The 6,518-nt window shown below is 72.4% G+C and carries 5 protein-coding genes and 1 pseudogene; 1 reads left to right on the plus strand and 5 read right to left on the minus strand.

All coding sequences use genetic code 11. From position 1 onward, the window contains the following. Nucleotides 1–36: 36 nt before the first annotated feature. Nucleotides 37–2,148 carry a hypothetical protein gene (locus ACFP3V_RS09190; RefSeq protein ID WP_380581776.1) on the plus strand — a complete coding sequence of 704 codons (2,112 nt, stop codon included), beginning with the start codon at nt 37–39 and terminating at the stop codon, nt 2,146–2,148. Nucleotides 2,149–2,255: 107 nt separating this feature from the next. Here the strand turns inward: ACFP3V_RS09190 and ACFP3V_RS09195 are convergent, their stop codons facing one another. The 5 genes and pseudogenes from ACFP3V_RS09195 to ACFP3V_RS09215 all read right to left on the minus strand — a co-directional run. Beyond that, on the minus strand, nt 2,256–2,843 hold the full coding sequence (locus ACFP3V_RS09195) for a TetR/AcrR family transcriptional regulator (RefSeq protein ID WP_380581778.1): 588 nt from the start codon (nt 2,841–2,843) through the stop codon (nt 2,256–2,258). A 4-nt stretch (nt 2,844–2,847) separates the two neighbouring features. After that, entirely contained in the window at nt 2,848–3,873 is a 1,026-nt protein-coding gene (locus tag ACFP3V_RS09200; RefSeq protein WP_380581780.1) for a pseudouridine synthase, read from the minus strand. A 40-nt stretch (nt 3,874–3,913) separates the two neighbouring features. Further along, nucleotides 3,914–4,543, minus strand: a complete 630-nt coding sequence (gene scpB, locus ACFP3V_RS09205) for an SMC-Scp complex subunit ScpB (RefSeq protein ID WP_380581816.1) — start codon at nt 4,541–4,543, stop codon at nt 3,914–3,916. Between the two features lie 830 nt (nt 4,544–5,373). Then, nucleotides 5,374–6,270: a segregation and condensation protein A gene (locus ACFP3V_RS09210; RefSeq protein WP_380581782.1), complete on the minus strand. Its 897-nt coding sequence runs from the start codon at nt 6,268–6,270 to the stop codon at nt 5,374–5,376. 14 nt (nt 6,271–6,284) lie between these two features. Continuing rightward, a pseudogene (locus tag ACFP3V_RS09215) lies at nt 6,285–6,518 on the minus strand (hypothetical protein); the annotation flags it as partial.

Consider the following 6,518-nt stretch of genomic DNA (forward strand, 5'->3'; position numbering starts at 1 on the left):
GCGCGACGCGCGCAACGCGACCCGAGAGGGAACAGGATGCGCAGCAGGATGCTGGGCCTGGCGCTCGCGGCCGGACTCGGAGTGGGGGCCCTGTCGGCCGTCCCCGGCTCCGCGACGGCGGACGAGCCCGGGAAAGGTCCGACGAGTTGTCAGATCTCCTCGGCGAACCACGATCTGAAGCACGTGATCTACCTGCAGTTCGACAACGTCCACTTCACCCGGGACAACCCGAACGTCCCCTCCGACCTGGAGCAGATGCCGCATCTGCTCTCGTTCCTCACCGGCAACGGCGTGCTGGACGACAACCACCACACGCCGCTCATCGCGCACACCGGCAACGACATCCTCACCTCGCTCACGGGCCTCTACGGCGACCGGCACGGCCAGGCGGTGTCCAACTCGTACCGGTACTTCAACCCGGACGGCACCACCAACTCGGCCAGCAGCTTCGCCTACTGGACCGACGGCGTGGCCGACAACTCGGTGCCGACGCCGTCCGACAGCAGCTACACCATGGTGACCCGAGGCGGGAAGAACACCCCGGCCCCCTGGGTGCCGTTCACGCGGGCGGGCTGCGACGTGGGCGCCGTCTCGGCGGCCAACACCATCCTGGAGAACACCACCGTCGACATCCGCAAGGTCTTCGGCGCGGACTCCCCGGAGGCGGCGGAGGCCAAGGCGAACCCGGCCAAGGCGCAGGCCGACTTCGTCGGCATCGGCGTCCACTGCGCCCAGGGCTCGGCCCTGTGCGCGAAGGGCGGCGCCTCCGCGGACCTGCTGCCGGACGAGCCGGGCGGCTACGACGGCTACCAGGCCCTGTTCGGCGCGCGCAGCGTCGATCCGGCGATCACCGGCGGCAGCGCGGCCGTGAACTCGACCGCGGGCACCCCGATCACCGACCCCAACGGCAACCCGGGCTTCCCCGGCTTCGACTCGATGTCGGCGGCCAACTCGCTCGGCTACGTCGCGCAGATGCAGGAGGCCGGCGTCCCGGTCACCTTCGCCTACATCTCCGACGCCCACGACCGCCACGTCGCCCCGACCGGTGCCTACGGCCCGGGCGAGGCCGGCTACGTGGCCCAACTCAAGTCCTACGACGACGCCTTCGGCGCCTTCTTCAACCGCCTCGCCGGGGACGGGATCACCACCGCGAACACCCTCTTCGTCGTCACCGCCGACGAGAACGACCACTTCGTCGGCGGCGCGCCCACCCCCGCCGACTGCGACGGCGTCACCGTGCCCTGCAGCTACCAGCAGATCGGCGAGGTGAACGCCAACGCGGCCGGCCTGCTGGCCACCCAGCAGGGCGTGACCACGAAGTTCACGGTCCACGCGGACTCGGCCCCGAACTTCTACCTGACCGGCAACCCGGCCCAGACCGACCCGTCCACCCGCGCCTTCGAACGCGCCTGGAGCAAGGTCACCGCGGTCAACCCGATCACCGGCAGGACCGACACGGTCAACGCGTACGAAGCGGACCGCACGGAGATGCAGATCCTCCACATGGTCACCGCCGACCCGGCCCGCACCCCGACGTTCACGTCCTTCGCCGATCCGAACTACTACGTCTACGCGGGCGCGCCCAACTGCAACGCCGCCTGCGTGGCGCTGGGCCCGGCCTTCGCCTGGAACCACGGCGACTTCGCGAGCGACATCGACACGACCTGGCTCGGCATGGCCGGCCCGGGCGTGCGACAGCTCGGGGTGGACGGCTCCGTGTGGTCCGACCACACCGACATCCGCCCGACCATCCTGGCCCTGACCGGCCTTCGGGACGACTACACCGGCGACGGCCGGGTGCTGACGGAGTTCCTGCACCCCGGCTATGTGGCGGACACGCCCCACTACCAGCAGTTGGCGACCGCCTACAAGCAACTCAACGCCGGTGTCGGCCAGTTCGCGGCGGCCACGCTCGCCGCGTCCAACCGCGGCATGGTGTCGGCGTCCCCCGGTGACGCGACCTACCTCGCCACGGAGGCCCAACTGACCGCGCTGGGCGCGGCGCGCGACGCCCTCGCGGCCCGCATCGCCGACGCCCTCGACTCCGCCGCCTTCGGCGGCCACCCCCTGCGCGGCGCCGAGGCGATGCAACTCACGTGCGCGGCAAAGGCACTGATCGCGGCGGCGAAGGCGCTCGCGACTTCCTGAGGCTGCGCCTCAGGGGCGCGAGGACACTGCGCGACCAGCCCACCACCCGGGGAGGTCCGTCCCGTACATGGGGCCGGGCCTTCCCGGGTGGTGTGTCGCTCCCGCAGTCAGGAGTGCCCGAGCGCCGGAAGCACGACCGCGTCGATGTACCCGGCCAGGTACTCGGGCGTGACCAGCTCGCCGTCCACGACCTTCCGGGCGGGCAGCGCGCCGAACATCATGTGGGGCACGTACCTGATCGCCGGCGAGTCGGGGCTCACCTCGCCGCGGTCCACCGCCCGGTCCACCATCCGCCGGACCGTCTCGAGTTCCGGCAGCACCAGGTTCTCCCGCAGCGCCTGCCCCAACTCGGCGTCCCGCATGGCGGCATGACCCAGCGCGGACATGAAGACCACGTCCTCCTCCAGGCCGTCGCCGACCTGACGGGCCATCTCCATCAGGTCCCCGCGCAGGCTGCCGGTGTCGATCTCCTCGAGCCGCACCGGCTTGGTGCCCTGCATCGCCGCGACGACCAGCTGCGGCTTGCCCTGCCACTGCCGGTACAGCGTCGCCTTGCTGATCTTCGCCTTGGCGGCGACCGCGTCCATCGTCATCGCGTCGAAGCCGACCTCGCGGACGAGGTCGATGACGGCCTCGTACACCTCGAGCTCCCGCTCGGGGGTCAGCCGCGAGCGGGAGCTGCGGACGAGCGTCATCGGGTCAGAGCCCCACAGCCTTCATCAGCTGGCCCACCTCGGGGTTGGTCAGCCGCCGCAGCCAGCCGGACTTCTGGTCGCCCAGGGCGATCGGCCCGAACTGGGTGCGCACCAGCTTCTCCACCGGGAACCCGGCCTCGGCCAGCATCCGGCGGACGATGTGCTTGCGGCCCTCGTGCAGGGTGACCTCGACGAGGTAGTTCTTGCCGACGCTCTCGACGACCCGGAAGCCGTCGGCGCGGGCGAAGCCGTCCTCCAGCTCGATGCCCTGCTGCAGCCGCTTGCCCAGGTCGCGCGGGATCGGGCCCTGGATCGCGGCGAGGTAGGTCTTCTTCACGCCGTAGCGCGGGTGCGTCAGCCGGTGGGCCAGCTCGCCGTGGTTGGTGAGCAGGATGATGCCCTCGGTCTCGGTGTCCAGCCGGCCGACGTGGAACAGCCGGGTCTCCCGGTTGTTCACGTAGTCGCCCAGGCACTGGCGGCCGTCCGGGTCCTCCATCGTGGCCACGACACCGGCGGGCTTGTTGAGCGCGAAGAAGAGGTAGGACTGGGTGGCGACGGTCAGGCCGTCCACCTTGATCTCGTCCCGCTCCGGGTCCACCCGCAGGCCCTGCTCGCGGACCTGCTTGCCGTTGACGGCGACCCGCCCCTGCTCGATCAGCTCCTCGCAGGCACGCCGCGAGCCCATGCCCGCGCGGGCCAGGACCTTCTGCAGCCGCTCGCCCTCGGGCTCACCGAAGGTCTTCGGCAGCTTGACCGCGGGCTTGTCGTGCCGGGCCCGGACCCGCTCCTCCAGCTGCGCCTCGAGCTCGCGCGGCCGCGCGGGCGCCGGCCGCTTCGGCCGGATCTGCCCGACGCCGCCGCTCTTGCCGGTGCCCTGGCGCGGACCCTTCGGCTTGGCGTTCGGACCGCCGCCGAACTCGGGCCGGTCGTAGCGGCGCTCCTCGGGCCGCGGCCGCCCCTTGTTGGCACCGCCGCCCCGTCGCTGGCCGCTGCCGCCGCTGTTCCTGCTGTTACCGCTACCGCTACGCATCAAGAAATCCGTTGCCGAGTCTGTCGAATCCGTCGTCGTCTCACTGCTGCTGTGCGCCGGCGACCGCCTCCGCGATCGCCGAGCCTTCCTGCGAGTCCGCTTCCACGTCGTCGGCCTCGGGGAGGAAGGGGGCCAGCTCCGGCAGCTCGTCCAAGCCGCGCAAGCCCATCCGCTCCAAGAAGTAGTGGGTGGTCCGGTACAGGATCGCCCCCGTCTCCGGCTCCGTGCCGGACTCCTCCACCAGACCTCTCTGTACCAGGGTACGCATGACGCCGTCGCAGTTCACACCACGCACGGCAGAGACCCTCGACCGCGACACCGGCTGCCGGTACGCGATGACCGCCAGGGTCTCCAGCGCGGCCTGCGTGAGCCGCGCCTGCTGTCCGTCCAGCACGAACTTCTCGACGACGGCCGCGCAGTCCGCGCGGGTGTAGAAACGCCAGCCCCCGGCGACGTAGCGAAGCTCGAAGCCCCGCTGCTGGGCGTCGTACTCCGCCGCGAGCGCCTCCAGCTCGGCGGTGACCTCTTTGCGCGGCCGCTCCACGACCTCGGCGAGCCGGGTTGCCGTGACCGGCTCGTCCACCACCATCAGCACCGCCTCCAACGCCGCCCGCAGCGTCGGCCCGCCGACTGACTCCCCGTCAACCCCCGCCTCCGCCGAACCCGCCAGCCCCGCACCACCTTCAGGGGCGTGTGGAACCGCGCGAGCAACCACCTCCCCCGCCGCACGCTCCCCCGGCCCGGCACCCTCCACCTCGGAGAGCTCCTCCTCCGGCACAGGCCAAAGCTCCCGCTCCGGCGAAGCCGTGAGCGCGGACCCGGGCCGCGACAGCGACCCCGCACCACCCCCAGGGCCGCGAGGAACCGCGCGAGCAACCACCTCCCCCGCCGCGGCACCCCCCACCCCGGACGGCTCCCCCTCGGCCACAGGCCAAAGCTCCCGCTCCGGCGAAGCCGTGAGCGCGGACCCGGGCCGCGACAGCGACCCCGCACCACCCCCAGGGCCGCGAGGAACCGCGCGAGCAACCACCTCCCCCGCCGCGGCACCCCCCACCCCGGACGGCTCCCCCTCGGCCACAGGCCAAAGCTCCCGCTCCGGCGAAGCCGTGAGCGCGGACCCGGGCCGCGACAGCGACCCCGCACCGCCCTCAGGGGCGCGAGGAACCGCGCGAGCAACCACCTCCCCCGCCGCTCGCTCCCCCGGCCCGGCACCCCCCACCTCGGAGGGCTCTTCCTCCGGCTCCGGCTCCGGCTGAGGCAGGGGCATCGGCACCGGAGCTGGTCCAGGGGCGGGTTGCGGCTCCGGGAGGGGTACGGGGGCCGGCCCCGGCTGGGGGGACGGGACCGGCATCGGGGCGGGCCGCGGGCCGGGTGCAACCCACTGCTCCAGGAACGGATCGGTCACCGGGGCGTCCTCCCGGAGCTCCGCTCCCAGGTGCTCCTCGGGCCGGGGCTGTCCGGGCACGCCGAGGCGACGACGGCCAGGCGTCTGCTCACCGCTCATGACGACGCATCCTCCTTCTCCTCCGCCCCCGGCTCACCGTCGAACTCCTCGCTGACCTCCACCGAGACCACCGACTCGTCCCCGACCCAACGGACCGTCAGCTCCCCCAGCGCCTCCGGCTGTTCGAACGCCAGCACCTTCTCCCGGTACAGCTCCAGCAGCGCGAGGAAGCGCGCCACCACCGTCAGCACGTCCCCCGCCTCGACGTCCGCCGTCAGCTCGCGGAACTCCGCCGCGCCCCGGGTCCGCAGGAACTCGACGACCAGCGCCGCCTGTTCGCGGACGCTGACCTTGGGCGTGTGGATGTGCTCCACGTACACCACGGGCTTCGGCTTCGGTTCCATCGCCTTCGCCGCCAGCTTGGCGAAGCCCTCCAGCCCGACGCTGATCACGACCTCGGGCAGCAGCTCCGCGAACCGCGGCTCCAGGCCCACCGTCCGGGGGTGCCGCAGGCCCTCCACCGCCCAGCGCTCCGCGAAGAGTTCGGCGATCCGCTTGTAGGCGCGGTACTGCAGCAGTCGCGCGAAGAGCAGGTCCCTGGCTTCCAGCAGGGCGAGGTCCTCCTCGTCCTCCAGCTCCGCCGCCGGCAGCAGCCGGGCCGCCTTCAGATCCAGCAGCGTGGCCGCGACCACCAGGAACTCGCTCGCCTGGTCCAGGTCCCAGTCCGGGCCCATGGCCCGGATGTGTGCGATGAACTCGTCCGTCACCCGGGACAGCGAGACCTCGGTGACGTCCAGCTTGTGCTTGGCGATCAGGCTGAGCAGCAGGTCGAAAGGGCCCTCGAAGTTGTCCAGCCGTACCAGGAAGCCGCCTGACGGCTCGTCAACCCCTGCCGCCGCCCCTGCCGCCGTCGCTCCCGCGGTCTCCGCCGCCTCCGCCGCATCCGTGCTCATCGTGCCGAAGGCCCTCAGCGGCCGCGCAGCCGCCGCACCAGGATGCTGGCCTCGCCCCGCTGCTCCAGGTCGGCCAGGACGACGGCCACCGCCTCGCGCACGATCCGGCCCCGGTCGACGGCCAGGCCGTGCTCCCCGCGCAGTTCCAGGCGCGCGTGCTCCAGTGCGAAGAGCTCCTCCGCGGAGACGTAGACGGTGATCTTCTCCTCGTGCCGCTCGCGGCCCGTCGGCCGGGGCCGCGGCGTCCG

This window comes from Streptacidiphilus monticola (genome assembly GCF_042658505.1).
GTDB lineage: Bacteria > Actinomycetota > Actinomycetes > Streptomycetales > Streptomycetaceae > Streptacidiphilus > Streptacidiphilus monticola.

What these genes read in the sequence shown, in the direction of transcription:
- ACFP3V_RS09200 (WP_380581780.1), bottom strand. Translation starts at nt 3,873, where the DNA reads ATGCGTAGCGGTAGCGGTAACAGCAGGAACAGCGGCGGCAGCGGCCAG.
- ACFP3V_RS09190 (WP_380581776.1), top strand. Translation starts at nt 37, where the DNA reads ATGCGCAGCAGGATGCTGGGCCTGGCGCTCGCGGCCGGACTCGGAGTG.
- ACFP3V_RS09195 (WP_380581778.1), bottom strand. Translation starts at nt 2,843, where the DNA reads ATGACGCTCGTCCGCAGCTCCCGCTCGCGGCTGACCCCCGAGCGGGAG.
- ACFP3V_RS09210 (WP_380581782.1), bottom strand. Translation starts at nt 6,270, where the DNA reads ATGAGCACGGATGCGGCGGAGGCGGCGGAGACCGCGGGAGCGACGGCG.